Origin of the sequence: Caballeronia sordidicola (assembly GCF_000729995.1) — a bacterium.
In the GTDB taxonomy this organism is placed as follows: Bacteria; Pseudomonadota; Gammaproteobacteria; order Burkholderiales; family Burkholderiaceae; genus Caballeronia; species Caballeronia sordidicola_A.
Genome location: NZ_JNFG01000095.1, coordinates 1 through 720 on the forward strand (window position 1 = coordinate 1; position 720 = coordinate 720).

Genomic DNA, 720 nt, shown 5'->3' on the forward strand with positions numbered 1-720 from the left:
CCGTCTTGATGGCGTTGAAATGCTCGTCGCCATCGTCGATGAGCGTCAGCGCCTGGCGCGCGAAGCTGCGCGAGCTGTTGACCATGCCGCCCCAGAGGGTGCGTGCTTCCCACCAGCGCTGATAGGCACTGGTGTTGCGAAAGCTGGTCAGCACTATCAGCGCCGAGCCGATCAGGGTCAGGGGGATGTTGGGCAGCTGCGCCCGTTGGTCGACGAAGATCATGTAGTCGACGGTGACGGCGATATCCCACAGCAGCAGCCAGAAAACCGACCAGCCGACGTAGCTGAAGGTTTGCCGAAGGAATGTCAGTTTGCGTTCGAAAAAACCCAAGGTGATAGTCCTTAGCGCGTGAAAGGAAGGATGCAGCCATAGGAACCTGGGGTCGGGGACAGGTTCAAGGCAAGCGTCTAGAGCGCGGATCGCCACCCATTTCACGCAATTGGCCGGTGGCCATTCCGTTTCCGGATATGAAGAGGACGTCGGTTGCTGGCTGCCAACCTCCGGCTCGCAACTCGTACTTGGGGGCCCTATCGGCCGTGGATATCGGCACGTTCACCGAACATCCGCTTTCGGGTGCGGGCCGACAGACACCATGCCCTTCCGGAGCACTGCCATGACCGCCACCCCGCGCGTTCGTCTGGATGTCTGGAGCGATTACGTCTGTCCGTTCTGCTACCTGGAGCTGCCCCAGCTGGCGCGTCTGCAGGAGGAATTCGGCG

Annotated in this window: 1 protein-coding gene; it reads right to left on the bottom strand. The window is 61.1% G+C overall.

The genetic code is table 11. The features are described from left to right. Window positions 1-331: bestrophin family ion channel (locus FH08_RS0133845; RefSeq protein ID WP_031362607.1), on the bottom strand; the 331-nt coding region annotated here is incomplete at its 3' end. Window positions 332-720 lie beyond the last annotated feature (389 nt).